Raw genomic sequence first — 16,412 nt, 5'->3', positions numbered from 1 at the left:
TAATGGCAACATGAGGACTCTAAATCACCCCGCAAAAGAAGACATCTCTCTGTCGGCGGTTCTCTACGCCCTCAGCGACAACTATCGGCTAGAAATTGTCCGACGTTTGGCCGAGCAGGGCGAGCTAACCTGCAGCGGTTTAGCCCTATCAGCCGCCAAATCGACCCTCTCTCATCATTTCAAGGTGCTGCGAGAAGCCGGACTAATCTACAGCCGCACCGAAGGGCGAGAGTGCTATAACTCTCTGCGTCAAGCAGAACTTAATGAGCGTTTCCCAGGGCTGCTTTCGGCAGTTTTGACAGCAGCTCAGCCCTTGATCGAAGCTTAGAAACTAAGGTTCTCTTAGGTTAGGGATCGGTTTCTGCCCGGTGAGTGAAGCTAATGTCGCTTCGAGATAGAAATCGGTTCTTGGGGACCACCCTAGCGCGCAATAGCACACCAGGGTAGTTCAGCACCGTAGGATGGGCAAAGGTTATCAACCGTGCCCATCTCTGCCAAATTGCGCGGATGATGGGCATGCTGGGCTTTGCCCATCCTACCGATCTGCGCCGAACTCATGCCGGATTCGCCCGTCTGAGCCTAGAAACCAGGGTTCTCCTGGGCAAGAAAGCCAACCTCGGAGTGAAGCAAGAACCCTGGTTTCTGCAAGCCCCGATTGCATCAGCACCGTAGGATGGGCAAAGGTTATCAACCGTGCCCATCTCCATCAAATTGCGCGGATGATGGGCACGCTGGGCTTTGCCCATCCTACCGATCAATGTAGCGATCTACCGATCAACGCAGCGATCGATAGCGCACCAGGTAGCTCAGCACCTCACCCTGCTCCGGCGTCAGCAGAATGCCAGCAGGCGGAATCGTGATCAGGTCGCTCCACAGGCCCTGATCGGCGTAGTTCAGCTTATGCAAGGCATGGATAGTCGATCGCACGCCGTCCTGCGACCCCATAATCAGATGACGCAATCGCTCCCGCTCTGGCTGGGCGCGGGGGATGTGCAGGCGTACGGGTTCTGTATCTCCCAGATTGGTCAAATCTGGGAGATTGGGGTTGATATAAAACAGCATTTTGGGATTCCTCCGGAATCGGGTAAGGAAGCCCAAAAATAAGGCCGACCCAAGACATAGCAGTTCGGGACGGCCTGAGTAATAATTACTCTAGCCTCCGAGACAGCTGCAACCTGTCGAAGGGGTCAGGTGTCGGGAGATTGCTGCTAACAACTCTCGGCACCGCACGACCGAATTTTTGGGTGATAGTCAAGCTGCACGCAGACAGCTATAGCTCCAAAATCTACCCCATCTAACGCTCCAGCGCAAGTTAAGTTTGTGACACCAGTGCAGCCGGAAACACCTCTATGTTGGCGTCATTGTGGCGATCGCTATTATTTCCGTACAGCGGGCAAGCTACAAGGTAATTGTTGAAAGCAGCTGACCATCTAATGAAACCCGTTTTGCACAAAGGGAAATTGACAACGTGGAAAGATGATCGAGGCTTTGGCTTCATCAAACCAGAGGACGGCGGTAAAGAAGTCTTCTTGCATATCAGTGCTTTAACGAAAGCAGGACGCCGCCCTCAGGTAGGAGACATCACATCATTCTATACAAGCCGATAGCCCAACCTGACGGAAAGATACGGGCTACCAGCGCCGCGATTCAGGGAGTGGCTCATCGGACTTCTAAACCGAAGTCACAAGCTAAACCACAGAAGCTATCAGCGATCGCTGGCTTGGGTATTGGCTTGATAGGTGCGGTCGTATTTTTTACAGACATTTCCAATCGGCTTTCGCCAATCACATCCAATCGGCCTTCGCCAACTACAGCTATTACCAAACCAAACTGCAATATCAAAGGCAACATTTCGATCGCAAACGGCAACAAAAATTACCACCTACCTGGTATGGAAGACTATGACTCGACCCGAATTCAGGCCAAGCATGGTGAGAGATGGTTTTGTAGCGAATCGGAAGCGATCGCAGCAGGCTGGCGTAAAGCGCCTAAATAGTCATCTTTGTAGGATGGGCAAAAGGCTTGGCCTGTGCCCATCAGAAACATTTTGCGATAAATTTTGATGGGCACGCTTTGCTTTGCCCATCCTACGGGTTGAAATCTGCGTGTTAGAGGCGAGACAGAAATTCCTGCTTTTTGGCCTGAAACTCCTCCTCCGTCAAAATCCCCTGATCTCTGAGCTGTCCTAGCTTCTCTAGCGCCTGATAAATATTCGCCGCCTCATCCCCTTGCTCATTTTTCAAATCCGACACGTAGCCCTTGCCCCGCTCAAAAGCTGAGTCATAAGCTGATTTCACCTGCTCCTCCACAAAATTGCTGAGGGAGCCGCCGCCAGAGAAATGGCTGATTGCCACCTGGCCCACCGCATAGGTAGACGCCCCGGACGTGATTGCCATCGAAGCACCACCAATCATAGTGCCTATACCGGGAATCGCTTTAATAAAGCTAGCGCCCAAACGGGCCAGCGTCGTTCCCGTCAGCGCCGAAACAAAGACTTTGCCCGTACTGCGAGAATAATTAACGCCATAGACCTGGGCTAGCTGCTGCAGCATTTCTAGCTGAATCGCCGTCACCGCCGCAAAATCCACCAGCGGAATCGGAATCAGCCCGCCTCCCATCGCCCACAGGACGTGGGAGCGAATAATCGTGTCGGCTTCAGTTCGTTGGCTCATCAGTTTCCTCTGCGCGAGTCATAAAATTTATCTGATCGATGCCTACACAGCCGCAGTCCCTTAGTCCGCAAACTCTGAGCGCTCAAACCCTATCCACCCGACTTGAGGCTGTCCACCTTGCGGGTAAACAGGTCAATCAGCAGCGTGATCACCCGCTGCTTGCGCAGCTTAATGTTAGCCGTTACCGACATGCCCGACTGCAGCGGTAGCTCTTGACCGCTGGTTTCCAATACCTGCTGCTCTAGCTCAATTTCTGCCGGAAAGCGATAGAACGGGTACACCTCATCCGGCGGCAGCGCATCCGAGCCAATGTGGATTAGCTCCCCATCCACATCGCCAAACTCGCTATAGGGAAAGGCATCAATCCGCACGTCTACCACCTGACCCTGCTTGATAAAGCCGATGTCGCGGTTGGTAATAAACACCCGCGCCACCAGGCTCTCCTGCGGCACAATCTCCAAAATAGGTTCGCTGGCATTTGCCACATAGCCTGGTTCGTTCGCCTTCAGGTTGAACACCGTACCGCTCACCGGCGCTCGCAGATCCTGGTAGTCCAGCGTTTGCTGAAGCTGCTGAATCTGGCTATTAATTTCTTCTAAACGCTTGTCGTTTTCTAAAACCTGCTTGGTGAGCTGACTGTCAATTTGCGCAATTTGGGTGTCATTGGCAGCAATGCGATCGAGCAGTTCTTCGCGGGAGACAGCCGTAGCGTTGTTGAGCTGCTGTCTGGCCTGGGCGATCGCGATCGTCAATCGCTCCGCCTCTTTCTGTAAACTAGCCACCTCAGCCTGACGGTTATTTAGCTCCTGCTCCTGCTGCAGATAGGGAATTTCTGCAAATGCTCCCTCTTCTTGCAGCGCCGCCAAACGGCCCACAATGTTCTGCTGCATCTGCATGGCGTTGCGGGCATTGGCTAGCTCTACCTGGGTGCGCTCTAGCTGGCTCGTGAGCTGCTCTACTTCTAAAGCCACCGCTGAAATGCGGCTGCTGTCTTCGGCTTGCGATGCCGCCAATCGCTGACGCTGCTCTGGCGTTAAATTAGCCCCACTGCCCCCCTGAAGCTGGGTACGATAGAGCTGATTTTCTGCTAAGTAGGCGGCACGGTTGCTGGTGAGCTGAGCGATTTCAGGAGAAACCTCGAAGGCGGTAGCGGCAGCAGCGGCCCCTTGCAGTTGAGCGCGGTAATACTGATTTTCCTCCACCAGCTTTTTTTGGACTTCCTGCAGCGAGGCAACTTCAGCCTGAGACGTTTTTTGGTTGAAGCTAATCAGCAGTTCCCCCGCTTCAACTACCTCGCCTTCCTCGGCATGAATTTCAGCCACCACGCCGCCAACCGGGGCCTGCACCGGCTGCACCACTCCCTCTGGCTCCAGCTTGCCCTGGGCCGGAATGGCTACCTCCACCTTGGCAAGACAGGCCCAGCCCACCAGCGCACTGGTGACGCCCACAATTGTCCAGACCACGGCCCGCGACCAGCGCGGCGACTGACGCAAAATTACGTCGCGATCAAAGTTGCTGCCACCAGCGAGGGTACGATTGGGCGGCGGGGGGGGTGGCGCTGCCGGAATTGAGCTAACGCGGCCGTTGGTTTGGGCATTGCGAACGGGATTGGCTGGCCTCATGGCAAATTCTCTAGGTGCAGGTCAAATAGCTAGACGAATTGAATGAAAATTTATACCAGGTTGGTCTGCTGCTGATAGAGACAGTAATAGCGGCCTTGAAGTGCCATCAGCTCTGCGTGAGTCCCTTGCTCTACGGCAGCTCCCTTGTCCATTACCAAAATCTGATCGGCCTGCTGAATGGTGTTGAGGCGATGGGTGATGAAAAAGACGGTGCGTCCTTCGGCCCACTCCATTAGATTATGGCTGACCTGACGCTCAGTGTCGTAATCGAGGGCACTGGTGGCCTCATCTAAGATGAGCAGACGTGGATTTTGCAGAATGGTGCGGGCGATCGCAATGCGCTGTCTTTGCCCGCCAGAAAGGGACGAGCCGCGTTCTCCCACCCGCGTGTTGTAGCCCATGGGCAAATCCATAATGAAGTCATGGGCGCAGGCAATTTGAGCCGCTGTGATAATCGTTTCAGTCTCGGCATCGGGGTTAGTCAGGGCAATATTTTCCTGAATTGTGCCTTCAAATAGCAGGCTATCCTGGGGCACGATGCCCACCTGCCGCCGCAGGGAATACAGCTCAACTTTAGAAATGTCGTAGTTATCAATTAAGATGCGGCCTGAGTCCGGGTTATACAGACGCGGCAGCAGCTTCATCAGCGTACTTTTACCAGAACCGCTAAGGCCCACAATGCCGACAAACTGCCCCGCCTCAAATTCCAGATTGACGTTGGCAAGCTGCAGCGGCCCGGAAGAGGCGAAGCGGAACGAGATATTTTCGTAGCGTACATGGCCCGCCAGCTCTGGCATGGGAATCTGGCTGTGATTATCTTCCTCAGCCTCCTGGGGATGATCGAGGATATCGCTCAGTCGCTCCAGCGATAAGGCCGTTTCCTGAAAGTTTTGCCAAATCTGGGCCAACCGCAGCAGCGGCGCGGTGACGTAGCCGGAGATGATGCGGAAGGCAATCAGCTGTCCTAAAGTCAGTTCTCCCTGGAGTACCAGATAGGCTCCCACCCACAGCACCAGCAGGGCCGAGAGCTTGTTGAGAAAGTTGCTGGCAGATCCCGCCGTAGTCGAAGTCAGCACCGTATTAAAGCCAGCGCTGACGTAGCGGGCGTAGCGATCTTGCCACTGCCAGCGGGTCTTGAGCTCAATGTTTTGGGCTTTGACGGTTTGAATGCCGGAGAGGGCTTCGACCAGGTAGGACTGGGTCGAGGCATTGCGCTCAGCCTTGGTGCGAAGCTGCCGCCGCACGATGGGGGAGACAATCAGCGTCAGGCCAATAAACAGCGGAATGCTGGCTAAAGCCACCAGCGTCAAAATCCAGCTATAGAGCAGCATGACGATGATGTAGAGCAGCGAGAACACCGCGTCTAGCACCACCGTCAGGGCCGTCCCAGTGAGAAACTGACGAATATTTTCTAGCTCATTCACCCGGCTGGCTAGCTCACCTACCGGGCGGCGATCGAAATAGCGCAGGGGCAGCCGCAGCAGGTGGTCAATAATTTCTGACCCCAGGGCCATGTCGATGCGGTTGGTAGTATCGACAAACAGGTAGGTACGCAGACTGGTCAGCAGCGCCTCAAAGATCGCCACCACCACCAGCAAAATCCCCAGCACCTGTAGGGTATCAATGCTGTTTTGCACAATCACCCGGTCGATGATCACCTGCACCATCAGGGGATTGGCTAAGCCAAAAAGCTGCACAAAGAAAGAGGCAATAAACACCTCAATCAGGACGCCCCGATAGCGCTTCAGCGATGGCAAAAACCACTGCAGGCCGAAGCGCTTACTCGGCGTTTCAGCGGTGCGCTCTAGTAGCAGCAGCTCACCCGCCTCGCCCCAAGTTTCCTGAAACTCCAGCGGCGTGCGCCGAATCACCCCCACTTCCGGCACTCCCAGAATCAGCCGTCGCGGCGTGGCTTCATAGAGGATGGCGATGCCTTCTTGCCAGGTGATGATGGCTGGGGTCGGCAGGCGAGAGAGTTTGTCAACAGGGACTTTGGCAAGCTGGGTTTTGAGACCCATCATTTCGGCGATCGCGCCGCAGGGTGGCAAAGATAGCCGTCCGGCCCGCGTCACCTGATTGCTGATGATGCGACGAATCACGTCCCGCCGAAAGGGCAGATTGAACTGCTGGCTCAGCATTTGAAAGCAGGCCAGCGGATTGCCCACATCGCCCCGGCCTCGCACATGGGGGTAAGGCGCGATGGGATCAGGAGAAGGTTCTGCCGGCGTCTCTGGCTCTGTCTCCGCATAGGGAATGGCCTCGGCATCTAAAGCCACGCTATCGACAGGTTCAACCGCAGCGATCGCCTCGCGATCGGCCTCCGGCTGACAGTCCTCCGGCTGAAAGCCAATCAGCCGCGCCTGCCCACCCACCACCTGAGCCGAATTGCCTACCTCAGTGGCTAGCCACTCGCCAGCGGTTTGCTGATTGATGACGCCGCTGCTGATCATCCAGTCCCGATTGCTGTTGAGATTGTGCAGCCGGGCCTGCCCTGCAGGCAGGTAGCAGACAATGGCACCGCTGGCAGCCTGAATGATGAGCTGCCGCAAATCGCCGGGGTCATGGGCGGAGTCGGCCAGAACTTTGCTCAGTAGGTCAAAAGCTTCGGCGAGGTGGCACTGATAGCGGAGCTGACGGCCAAATTCGGGATACTGCTCCAGCGATCGCAAAAAAGTTTGGGCTGGCAGCGTCAAACAGGTCACTTCTGTAGAGGCGATCACCGTCTCACAGGGAATGCCCCGTACCAATCCGGCAATGCCAATCAGCTCCCCTTTGCCCAAGCGCTTTAGAGTGACGGGTTCTTGAGTACGCGGATCGTAGCCCAGCAGGCGAGCCTGACCCTCCAGCAAAACCGCTATTTGATGGGGCAGCGTCTCACGGCGCAAAATTGGCTGGCCCATGCGGTAGCGCAGCGGCTGAGCCACTCCCGATAGGCGGGTCAGTTCTGTTTCTGGCAGCTGTCTGAATCGCTGAATTCCTTTGAGGACTTCTAGGATAGACGATTGGGTATAAGTCATAAGCCAGGAGATGACAGTAGGTGCCTAGAGGAGAGTAGCTCGCTTACCTTGACTCAAAAAAGGGGAAACTATCCGGAAAATTTTTCAGAATATTCTTAAGTTTTGCCGATCTTAAGAGCCATCGAGCGACTTTGTCTCCACCAATTTTAAGCAGCTAGCAGCGGATTGAATCAGCAAAATACTGGATAAGCGGCAAGGCCGGGCAGACAGCTAAAAGCGATCGCGTTTTGCCATCTTACCGTCAAAATATCGGCCAGATCAGACCTGACTGAATCTGCCTATTTCTCACCTCAAGCCTCTCAAATTTATGCCCTTGATGCAGTTTCAACTGCTCGTGAGATCTCCGCGGCTGTCGTCAGCGGTTTTATCAAAGGGGGCAGGAGGAATTCGCCCGCTACCGCTGTGACTTAAATTTTGAACGGCGTCACGCCTAAATCCAATAAGCCCTGACTATTCGGTCGAGCTGGCCTTGCCCAGCAGGGCGTTTACCTTGCGGGTAATGATGCAGCGGATGCAGACCGGAAAGGCAACTACTACCAGCAGCGATTCTACAACGAGCTGCAGTGAACTAGGGGTCAGAGCAAAGCCCCAGACCAGAAGGGCTAAGCCAGTCAGAGTCGCAGCAATGACAAAGACCTCGTCCTTGAGCCGAATGCTGACCATGAGAAGGCTAAAACCGAGGGCCAGCAGGATTAGATAAGTCATAGGGCGATCGCCAGTAGGGGGCCAGTATTCTAAGGACTAAGCAGCCAGCGTTCTGGGCTGAAGAGACAGCTCTAGGCGCTCACCGGGGGTAGGCGTCATCACCTGGGCCACCAGAGCGCGATCGCTAAGCGCCTGCCGCAGTTCCTCCGCTCCGCCCTGGGACTGAATCACGGGCGGCAAAACCCCTTCATATTCCACCTCTCCTGCCGCCGCCGTCGGCAAAATCACCTGCGGATCTAGCAGCTCAGCCAGCTCCATCGCTCCCTGATGGCCGCGAATAATCGGGCCAGCCAGGGGCAGTTCTAGGCTGACGATGGGCGTGATGGCGACATCTACTTTGCCCACCTGTTTTAAGGACTGATGGGGATAGCCGTGTGGCTCGTAGTAAAGGCTTAGCCCGGTCGTGAGGTCTCGAATCAGGTAGCCGTTCTCGGTTAAAAACGGGCCGATGGGGGCACCGGGAACCGCCTGGATAGAAATGACTTCGTCTAAAACAAATTCTTCACCGTGATTAAGAGACGTGACCTGGGTGTATTCCAGACTTTTGGCGACTTTGGCTCCGTTAGGAGAAGCCACGAGGGGCAAAGTGCGATCGAGCCGCTTCAAAGTAGGCTGATGGGCATGATCGGCCAGCCCTTGAGACAGCAAAATCAAGTCAATCTCGGTCGGAATGTTGTAGGGCTGGGGACGCACCCCTCTGATTAGCCAGGAGAAGTTAATTGGCCCCGAAAAATTGCTGAAAACTAGATCGTCTACGAGCCAGGGATCTAGCAAAATTCGCTTGCCTGCTAGCTCAATCAGCCAAGAATTTACGTCTAACCAGGTAATAAACATAGGATGCGATCGCGGATTGCTGCTTCTTACTGTCTTCTATTGTAGAGTTCATAACGGTTTGTTAAGCCTGCTCAACTGCAGCCGCAAATGGGGGAAATTGCCTTGCGTCAACTGATCCCCGTATAATGCCTGAGTTCAAAGTTATTCATTTCACCCTAAAGCTGAGGCGAGTTTGCGCCAGCATAATTGATGCGTCGTCGAATTCCTGAACGTTACACGGTTTTAGTTGCTCGTACGGGCAGAGAGCCGCTAACCCTCAACTTTCGTCCCTTGCCAGTCTTACTGTTAGCCCTGGTGCTAACCGGAACGCCCCTAGCCTGGCTAGGCCTGACGATGGCTGGCCTAGTGCGATCTAACTTAGAGCTAGCTGAAGAAAATCAAGATCTAACCGAAACCGCCAACGAAGTTCTGATTGAGCTGGATTCTTTGGACGCCGAGGTCAGCGATTTGCGTCAGCGGGCAGGACTCTCTCAAAGATCGCGCTCTCAAAGTTCCTCTGGCGTTCCTCAAGGAGGCGTCCCTGGCAATGCCAAGGCTGAAACCCTATTTCAACTGGCCCGCAAACGGCTGCCCACGCTCGAAAAAGATCTTCAGGGGCAGGTAAGGCCCGCTCTAGAGAAAACCCTGGCCGCAGAAGCTGCCGCCGCCGCGGCTTACCCAGACGGACTGCCCCTAGAAGGCTATTTTGAGATATCGTCTGAGTTTGGCCTGCGCCGTAACCCCTTTGGGCGGCTGCGCTATGAAATGCACCAGGGCATTGACCTTAAAGGCCCCCACGGGATGCCCATCTACGCCACCGCTGATGGCACCGTCAAACGAGCCGAAAATTCTGGCGGCTATGGTAATCATGTGATTGTGGATCATGGCTATCAGTACAAAACTCTCTATGGTCATATGTCAGCCCTGGTAGTGCAGCCGGGCGATCGCATTGAGCGAGGCCAGCTGCTGGGCTATCTGGGCAGCACCGGACGTTCCTCTGGCCCGCACCTGCACTATGAAATTCGCCGCGATGAAAAACCGATCAATCCCCGCTACTATTTACCGCTGGGCGATCGCGCTCAAAACGCACGTTGAGGACTTAACCATGTTTGGACGAGGTCAGAGCGGGACGGCAAACTTTACCTACGTTGGCCCAGGCAGCCATTTTCAAGGCGACTTGAGGGTAGATGGCAATCTCCGGCTAGACGGGGCAGTTTATGGCGGAGTCTTTGTCAACGGCGATGTAGAAGTGGCTGCCGACGGAGCCGTAGAAGGCCCTGAACTCAACGGTCACAACATTGTGATTCACGGGGCGGTCAAGGCGCGAATTATTGCCTCTGGCAAGCTTTCTCTCAGCCGCAGTGCCCGGGTTGAGGGGGACATCACGGCTACGGCTTTAGATATGGAGGCCGGCGCTTTTTACGTGGGCCACATTGCCACGACCCAGCCGCAGACGCTGACGGGCGCATCGCCGACTTTAAGTTTATCTGGCACACAAGCGGCCCCGCCGAATGGGTTAGGATCAGAACGCTCTTTCTAGTCAATCAGCATGGGCAATACCTTCGGCCACCTGTTTCGCATTACCACCTTTGGAGAGTCTCACGGCGGCGGCGTAGGCGTTGTGATTGATGGCTGTCCGCCCCGAATTGAAATTTCGGCGGCTGATATTCAGCAGGAATTAGACAGACGGCGCCCCGGTCAGAGCAAAATTACCACGCCGCGCAAAGAAACTGACACCTGCGAAATTGTTTCTGGCGTTTTTGAAGGCAAAACCCTGGGCACGCCGATTACGGTTCTGGTGCGCAACAAAGATACCCGCCCCCAGGACTATGACGAAATGGCCCGCAAGTATCGGCCTTCCCATGCCGATGCCACCTATGACGCCAAGTATGGCATTCGCAACTGGCAGGGGGGCGGACGCTCCTCAGCCCGAGAAACCATTGGCCGGGTGGCCGCCGGGGCGATCGCTAAAAAGGTGCTGCACCTCGCCGCTGGCGTCGAGATTATTGGCTACGTCAAGCGGATTCAAGACTTAGAAGCCACCGTTGACCCCGGCAGCGTTACCCTGGCTCAGGTGGAAAGTAATATTGTCCGCTGCCCGAATCCCGAAGCTGCCGACCGCATGATCGAGCGAATTGAGGCCATTCGCGATGTTGGCGATTCTATTGGCGGCGTAGTGGAGTGTGTGGCCCGGCAGGTGCCTAAAGGCTTAGGCTCGCCCGTCTTTGACAAACTGGAAGCAGACCTGGCTAAGGCGGTGATGTCTTTGCCCGCTAGCAAAGGCTTTGAGATTGGCTCTGGCTTTGCCGGGACGCTGCTAACCGGCAGCCAGCACAATGACGAGTTTTACCGAGATCAGGCCGGTGAAGTGCGTACCCGCACCAACCGCTCTGGCGGGACCCAGGGCGGCATCGCCAACGGTGAACCGATCATTATTCGAGTCGCCTTTAAACCCACCGCGACCATCCGCAAGGAGCAGCGTACCGTGGACAGCACCGGCACAGAAACGGTGCTAGCTGGCAAGGGCCGTCACGATCCCTGCGTATTACCGAGAGCTGTACCGATGGTGGAGGCGATGATGGCGCTGGTGCTGTGCGATCACCTGCTGCGTCATCAGGCCCAGTGTCGGCTTTTAGAACCATGAAACAGGTTTCTTTAGCAGCGTTGCCAATCGAAACGGTTTCTCACAATCCGGCGATTAAAAAGCAGGTCCTGCTACGATCAGGAGACTTACCCCATTTAACCAATTTCGCTCAGGCTCGCTTCAGCCCCGGTCAGGTTGCCGCCGCTCATGCCCACGCCGATATGGGCGAGGTCTTTTTTGTCGAGGCTGGAAGCGGTATTATCCAAATTGACGGCAGCGAGTATGGGCTGCGGCCAGGCACCTGCATTGTGGTGGAGCCGGGTGAAGTTCATGAAGTGATAAATACAGGTACCTGTGAGCTAGTGTTGACCTACTTCGGCATAGCGGTTTAGGTTGCTGTTGTTAGAAGGCCCCCAGATGAAGTTTCAACGTTCCCAGATTGAAGCGGCTGATGTCACTCAGCTTGTTGATCGCTTTATTGCCAACCGAACTATTTCTTACGAACAGTACCGGCAGCTTTCGCGGGCAGTCTTAGCAGACGGCACCGTGGATGAACTGGAGCGCCGTCAAATCAATCGCCTATTTGATGCGATTCAAATCGGTTCCGTCAAGATTGTTGATTAGCCAGGACAGTCTGATTGCGGCCCTGAGCCTTGGCCTGGTAGAGAGCCTGATCGGCCAAGGCAATCAAATCTTTGGGCGATCGCAAGCGCCCGTCAGCCTGCGTAGCTACCCCCAAACTCAGCGTCACCTGTAGGCAGCAGGTTTGGGAGCCAGCATGGGGAATAGCTAGCTGCCAAACAGCCTGACGCAGGGTTTCCGCAATTTCCCAAGCCGCTGCTGCGGTCGTATTTGGCAGAATAACGACAAATTCCTCACCCCCAAAGCGGGCTACTAGTCCCTGAGGCAGCGTCAGGATTTGGCTGAGAATCTGAGCAATTTGATACAGGCACTTATCGCCTTTGGGATGGCCGTAGGTATCGTTGTACTGTTTGAAGCAGTCAATATCGCACAGAATTAAAGAGAGGGGCTGATGCGATCGCGCCCATTGCTCTTGCAAACACTGGTTAAAGTAGCGGCGGTTAGCTACCTGGGTCAAGCCATCGAGATTGACGAGCTGCTGTAGTTCCTGGTTAAGAATTTCCAGCGTGGCTTCGGCCCGGCGCCGTTCTTCTACCTCACGCTGTAGCTGCTGGTTCTTTTGATGCAGTTCGCGGGTGCGGGCCATTACGGTTTTTTCTAGCTCTGCAAAAAAGAGGGCATTTTGCAGGGCAACGCCAGCATGGATGTTAAACACCTCTAGGAAAGCTGCATCCTCTTCAGAAAAACTGGCGCGAAACTGCATTGGCGTTTGGCAGCTTGAGGTCAAGTCGTCTACGAGATGAGACTGATGACGCTGCTTGTTGACCAGTTGGGCCACGCCAATTAGCTCCCCTGCCGCATTAAACACCGGTACACACAGCACGCTGTAGGTACGATAGCCGCTAATTTGATCTACCTGCCGCGCGACCTGAGAACCCGCTCGCTGATAAATATCGTAGGGAACATTACAGGTTTTTTTTTCAGCAGCCGTCTGCCCCACATAGCCCTGACCTACGGCGATCTCAACCGTCTGCGACCAGCCGTTGACCGTGGGAATTTCTGCCCAGAGGATCTGCCGCGAGCGATCAAGTAGCCAAAGGGTGCTGCGATCAGCGTTCATCAACTGCTTAGCCTCGTGCATGACGCGCTGCAGGGTTTCCTCCAGCCTGAGGCCGCTCTGGTTGAGGGACTGGGTCGCTTTTACTAAGGCCGCAGCGGCCTGCTGCTGTCGAGCAGCGGCGCGAAACTGCTGCGAGCTTTCCAGAATTAGGCGAATGATGTTGCCAAATTCGCTCAAGAGCCGCTCATCTGAGGGGGTAAATCCCTGCGGATCAAGCCGCTCAACTAGACTGTCGCAGTGGCTATCGGGGAGCAGCTTATTCAGCAGCTGGACAACCGCTAAAAACTTACCCCGCTTGTCAAACAGCGGTACCGCCAGAATGGAATGGGTGCGATAGCCAGTTTGCTGCTCTAGCTGTTTGGCTTCCTGCGATCGCGGATCGTTGTAAAAATCGAAGGGGATATTGATTGGCTGCTGCTGCTGAGCCACAAGTCCGGCAATGCCCTGCCCTAGCGGCAGACGAATTTCTATCGGCCTGCCTGTATCCGGCTCAGCGACAATCGACCACAGCTCCTGATTGGCTTCGTCTAATAAAAAAATAGAGGTGCGATCGGCATTCAGCAGTTCGGCAATCTTAAAAGCGATCGCCTCCATCATGATGTGCAAAATATGCTCAAAGCCCTGATCGTTGAGCATTTGCAACGACTGGCTGACGATAGACAGCTCGCGCTCTAGCTGGCTGCTGACCTGCTTAAAAGACTGCTGAGTCAGCGGCATCAACAAGTCCCGGAAATTACTGAGAAAATCTGAGGACTGGTTGTTAATAGTCGGAGAGGGTGCAGAAATGTTAGCCAAGTCTCGATTTAGCGTGACGAAATGAAACCAGTTGGAGGAGAGGGCAGAACTAAGCTGTAGAGCAAGCGACATCGAAAGATTCCCCTTAGAAAAGTAGCTGAGCCACTACTCATGTAGATGCCTATTTCGTAAATTCTAAGCGAAGCCAATTCAAATGAAATCTTGGAAAATACGCAACTTCGGCAAATGTTATCCGTCAAATGAAAGTTGACATCTCTAGAAATCAGAAAGACTAGAGCGTTCTCACTTTTTTAACTGGGGAATATCAGTATTTTTGCGGCGATTGTCTGGCTGAGTGTGAAATTTCTGTTTGTGACTAAGTAGGGAAAAAAGCAGTTTTCTAAGCCAAGATAGACAGTAGGAGAGGAACAGGTAGCGCTTCATTATGCCTGTGTAATCCTCTATGGCTGATATCAATTTTTCCTTTTCCAGTGATAAAACAGCGGCGAGCCAGAAAAGTCTCAAGCGCTTAAAAACTTCGCTGCTGCGAATTTGGCGACGGGCCAAAGGATTTTTGAGTACACAGCAGCTACCCCACGTGGCGAGCAAAGCCTGTTCAGCCTATCTTACTGATGCCGACCAGCAGCAGCAGGCCCACTGCCGCCGCCTTTTGCAGACCCGGCTAGAGCTAAATCCCACCCAGCTACAGCGATTTTTCCAAACCCCTATGGGCGATCGCCTGCTGGCCTGGTTGGGTCGCCTCTTTCACCTCACCAGCGATCGCCCCCCACCGAACAATCTGCAAGATCTGCTGCTGCAAATGGCCTCTGATCCAGAGGGGCTTTCTATCCTCAGTTTTTGGCGGCGCTTTCCCAATCAGCTACAGCCCAACCTAGATCAGCTATTGCTGACCGCTAAACAAGTGGAAATGCTGATTCAAGAGACTCAGGCAACCGTTGCAGCTATTCAAGAGCTCGCCCAGGTCGAAGTCGAGCGGCAGCCGGTTACTGACTTTGCAGAACTGCCTGATTTGCGCCAGCCCGGTAGCTTTGCCGTGCAGCAGCAGCAGCTAACTTTCGAGGCTGCTGGCGATCGCTTGCCGGGACACCGCTATCAGCGTCATCTTGCCGTTGAAATTTACCGGCCCCAGCCTTGGCCTGAGGGGCCAGTCACGGTTGTGGTGCAGTCTCACGGATTGGCCTCTAACTCAGCGGATATAGCCCAATGCGCTATCTACCTGGCCTCTCACGGCTATTTTGTCGCAACGCCGCAGCATCCAGGTAGCGATATGGAGCAGGTCCGCCAGATGCTAGCGGGACAGCATCCGGAGGTGTTTCAGCTCACCGAGTTTATCAACCGTCCCCTGGACATCAGCTACCTGCTCGATCAGCTGACACGGCGCAATGCTAGCGACTTTGAGGGTAGGCTGAATTTGCAGTCGGTGGGCATGATTGGCTATTCCTTTGGGGCTTACACCGCGCTGGCCCTGGCAGGAGCTGAGATTCACTTTGAAAGACTAGAAATGGCCTGTGGCTCTGATCAGCTCAATCCCAACCTGTCCTTACTGCTTCAGTGCCGGGCACTGGAATTGCCCCGTCACGTCTATAGCCTGTGCGATCCCCGGATCCAGGCTGTGCTTTCAGTGGACTCCGTAGGCAGCGAAATCTTTGGAGCCGACGGCATCGGCAAAATTCGAGTTCCCCTGATGCTGCTAGCCGGTAGCTACGATACAGCTGCGCCGTTAGTGTTCGAGCAAGTGCGTCTGTTTCACTGGCTTAAAACCGCCCAGCCTTACCTAGCTTTAATTCAGGGTAAATCTCATATTCGTGATTGGCAGCGGCTGGTGCGTAGCCTGAACTTAGAAGTCAGGCTCATCCCCGATCCCACACCAGAGCAGCAGACACCTCTGTTTGAGCAATACATTCAAATCCTAAGCCATACTTTTTTTCAGGCACATCTGGCAGCTCGGCCCAATCCGGCTTATCTAAATGCAGCCTATGCCCGCTTTCTCAGTCAGCCGCCCTTTGACCTGTGGCTCATCAGTCAGGCGTCGCAACAGTCTCTCTCAGAACGCTTACAGGCTCTCGATTTTGGCTTAGTCCGTACCCTGCTACCCAATTCAGTCGCTCAAGATCTGTCCCAGGAACAGGCCCTTTAACCATCACCGATATGCCGATCCCGACATGAGGCGAATAGCTGACGCCGTTGTGACCAATAGGGCTAGCTAAGCCCATAAATACGGCAAAACTAATTATTGATTGGCTACGATTTTTACGGATCGTAACAACTGAAAGCGATAATATTTCGATTTGTTTATTTCATTTTTTTGCAAAAAATATGGTTTCATAGCCAGTCTAAAAAACAAACAGTTATACTAAATTCAAATCAATTAATTATTAATGATTGATTTTAAGAGTCGCTGCATTGCTTAAGTTGTCAGAAATACTTTTTCAGGTTCAGCTCAGCTAAAATTAAATCTTAAACAGCAGGCTTTAGCGCCTTCAAACAAATCTTAAACTTTGCCAAATCTACTGCCTGTAAGCTGCTCAAACTTGAAAGTAT

The 16,412-nt window shown here is 54.1% G+C and carries 17 protein-coding genes; 10 read left to right on the top strand and 7 right to left on the bottom strand.

All coding sequences use genetic code 11. The annotated features are described in order from the left end of the window. The first annotated feature begins 10 nt into the window (after positions 1 to 10). Both QJQ48_RS03845 and QJQ48_RS03840 read left to right on the top strand, forming a co-directional pair. Positions 11 to 328 carry an ArsR/SmtB family transcription factor gene (locus QJQ48_RS03845; RefSeq protein WP_346289876.1) on the top strand — a complete coding sequence of 106 codons (318 nt, stop codon included), beginning with the start codon at positions 11 to 13 and terminating at the stop codon, positions 326 to 328. 179 nt (positions 329 to 507) lie between these two features. Further along, entirely contained in the window at positions 508 to 672 is a 165-nt protein-coding gene (locus QJQ48_RS03840) for a hypothetical protein (protein WP_346289875.1), read from the top strand. Positions 673 to 774: 102 nt separating this feature from the next. Here the strand turns inward: QJQ48_RS03840 and QJQ48_RS03835 are convergent, their stop codons facing one another. After that, entirely contained in the window at positions 775 to 1,062 is a 288-nt protein-coding gene (locus QJQ48_RS03835) for a hypothetical protein (protein WP_346289874.1), read from the bottom strand. 371 nt (positions 1,063 to 1,433) lie between these two features. On the opposite strand from QJQ48_RS03835, the gene QJQ48_RS03830 reads away from it, so the two are divergent. Both QJQ48_RS03830 and QJQ48_RS03825 read left to right on the top strand, forming a co-directional pair. Beyond that, on the top strand, positions 1,434 to 1,607 hold the full coding sequence (locus QJQ48_RS03830; protein WP_346290111.1) for a cold shock domain-containing protein: 174 nt from the start codon (positions 1,434 to 1,436) through the stop codon (positions 1,605 to 1,607). Between the two features lie 47 nt (positions 1,608 to 1,654). Then, the gene (locus tag QJQ48_RS03825) at positions 1,655 to 1,996 is read left to right on the top strand and encodes a sunset domain-containing protein (RefSeq protein WP_346289873.1); all 342 of its coding nucleotides are present in this window, start codon (positions 1,655 to 1,657) and stop codon (positions 1,994 to 1,996) included. 112 nt (positions 1,997 to 2,108) lie between these two features. On the opposite strand, the gene QJQ48_RS03820 is transcribed toward QJQ48_RS03825, so the two are convergent. From QJQ48_RS03820 to QJQ48_RS03800, 5 genes are all read right to left on the bottom strand, one after another. Beyond that, positions 2,109 to 2,672, bottom strand: coding sequence for a DUF697 domain-containing protein (locus QJQ48_RS03820; protein WP_346289872.1), 564 nt, complete (start codon positions 2,670 to 2,672; stop codon positions 2,109 to 2,111). Between the two features lie 89 nt (positions 2,673 to 2,761). Then, positions 2,762 to 4,294, bottom strand: coding sequence for a beta-barrel domain-containing protein (locus tag QJQ48_RS03815; RefSeq protein ID WP_346289871.1), 1,533 nt, complete (start codon positions 4,292 to 4,294; stop codon positions 2,762 to 2,764). 50 nt (positions 4,295 to 4,344) lie between these two features. Then, the gene (locus QJQ48_RS03810; protein WP_346289870.1) at positions 4,345 to 7,311 is read right to left on the bottom strand and encodes a peptidase domain-containing ABC transporter; all 2,967 of its coding nucleotides are present in this window, start codon (positions 7,309 to 7,311) and stop codon (positions 4,345 to 4,347) included. A 450-nt stretch (positions 7,312 to 7,761) separates the two neighbouring features. Continuing rightward, positions 7,762 to 8,016 carry a hypothetical protein gene (locus tag QJQ48_RS03805; RefSeq protein ID WP_346289869.1) on the bottom strand — a complete coding sequence of 85 codons (255 nt, stop codon included), beginning with the start codon at positions 8,014 to 8,016 and terminating at the stop codon, positions 7,762 to 7,764. A 36-nt stretch (positions 8,017 to 8,052) separates the two neighbouring features. Next, on the bottom strand, positions 8,053 to 8,850 hold the full coding sequence (locus QJQ48_RS03800) for an MBL fold metallo-hydrolase (protein WP_346289868.1): 798 nt from the start codon (positions 8,848 to 8,850) through the stop codon (positions 8,053 to 8,055). 189 nt (positions 8,851 to 9,039) lie between these two features. Between QJQ48_RS03800 and QJQ48_RS03795 the strand changes: the two genes are divergently transcribed. From QJQ48_RS03795 to QJQ48_RS03775, 5 genes are read left to right on the top strand one after another with little or no spacing between them, the layout of a single operon-like run. Beyond that, positions 9,040 to 9,924 carry a M23 family metallopeptidase gene (locus QJQ48_RS03795; RefSeq protein ID WP_346289867.1) on the top strand — a complete coding sequence of 295 codons (885 nt, stop codon included), beginning with the start codon at positions 9,040 to 9,042 and terminating at the stop codon, positions 9,922 to 9,924. Further along, complete coding sequence (locus QJQ48_RS03790; RefSeq protein ID WP_346289866.1) at positions 9,860 to 10,369, top strand: bactofilin family protein; 510 nt, start codon at positions 9,860 to 9,862, stop codon at positions 10,367 to 10,369. The genes QJQ48_RS03795 and QJQ48_RS03790 overlap by 65 nt, the downstream gene beginning before the upstream one ends. A gap of 9 nt (positions 10,370 to 10,378) precedes the next feature. Further along, positions 10,379 to 11,473 carry a chorismate synthase gene (gene aroC, locus QJQ48_RS03785; protein ID WP_346289865.1) on the top strand — a complete coding sequence of 365 codons (1,095 nt, stop codon included), beginning with the start codon at positions 10,379 to 10,381 and terminating at the stop codon, positions 11,471 to 11,473. Continuing rightward, on the top strand, positions 11,470 to 11,805 hold the full coding sequence (locus tag QJQ48_RS03780) for a cupin domain-containing protein (protein ID WP_346289864.1): 336 nt from the start codon (positions 11,470 to 11,472) through the stop codon (positions 11,803 to 11,805). The genes aroC and QJQ48_RS03780 overlap by 4 nt, the downstream gene beginning before the upstream one ends. Before the next feature lie 25 nt (positions 11,806 to 11,830). Continuing rightward, positions 11,831 to 12,037, top strand: coding sequence for a hypothetical protein (locus tag QJQ48_RS03775; protein ID WP_346289863.1), 207 nt, complete (start codon positions 11,831 to 11,833; stop codon positions 12,035 to 12,037). On the opposite strand, the gene QJQ48_RS03770 is transcribed toward QJQ48_RS03775, so the two are convergent. Beyond that, the gene (locus tag QJQ48_RS03770) at positions 12,021 to 13,982 is read right to left on the bottom strand and encodes a sensor domain-containing diguanylate cyclase (protein WP_346289862.1); all 1,962 of its coding nucleotides are present in this window, start codon (positions 13,980 to 13,982) and stop codon (positions 12,021 to 12,023) included. The two genes, QJQ48_RS03775 and QJQ48_RS03770, sit on opposite strands and share 17 nt — an antisense overlap. A gap of 331 nt (positions 13,983 to 14,313) precedes the next feature. Between QJQ48_RS03770 and QJQ48_RS03765 the strand changes: the two genes are divergently transcribed. Continuing rightward, positions 14,314 to 16,008, top strand: coding sequence for an alpha/beta hydrolase (locus tag QJQ48_RS03765; protein ID WP_346289861.1), 1,695 nt, complete (start codon positions 14,314 to 14,316; stop codon positions 16,006 to 16,008). Positions 16,009 to 16,412 lie beyond the last annotated feature (404 nt).

Source organism: Sphaerothrix gracilis Ecp01 (genome assembly GCF_030405905.1).
In the GTDB taxonomy this organism is placed as follows: Bacteria; Cyanobacteriota; Cyanobacteriia; order Phormidesmidales; family Phormidesmidaceae; genus Sphaerothrix; species Sphaerothrix gracilis.
This window is presented reverse-complemented; position numbering and strand designations above follow the sequence as displayed.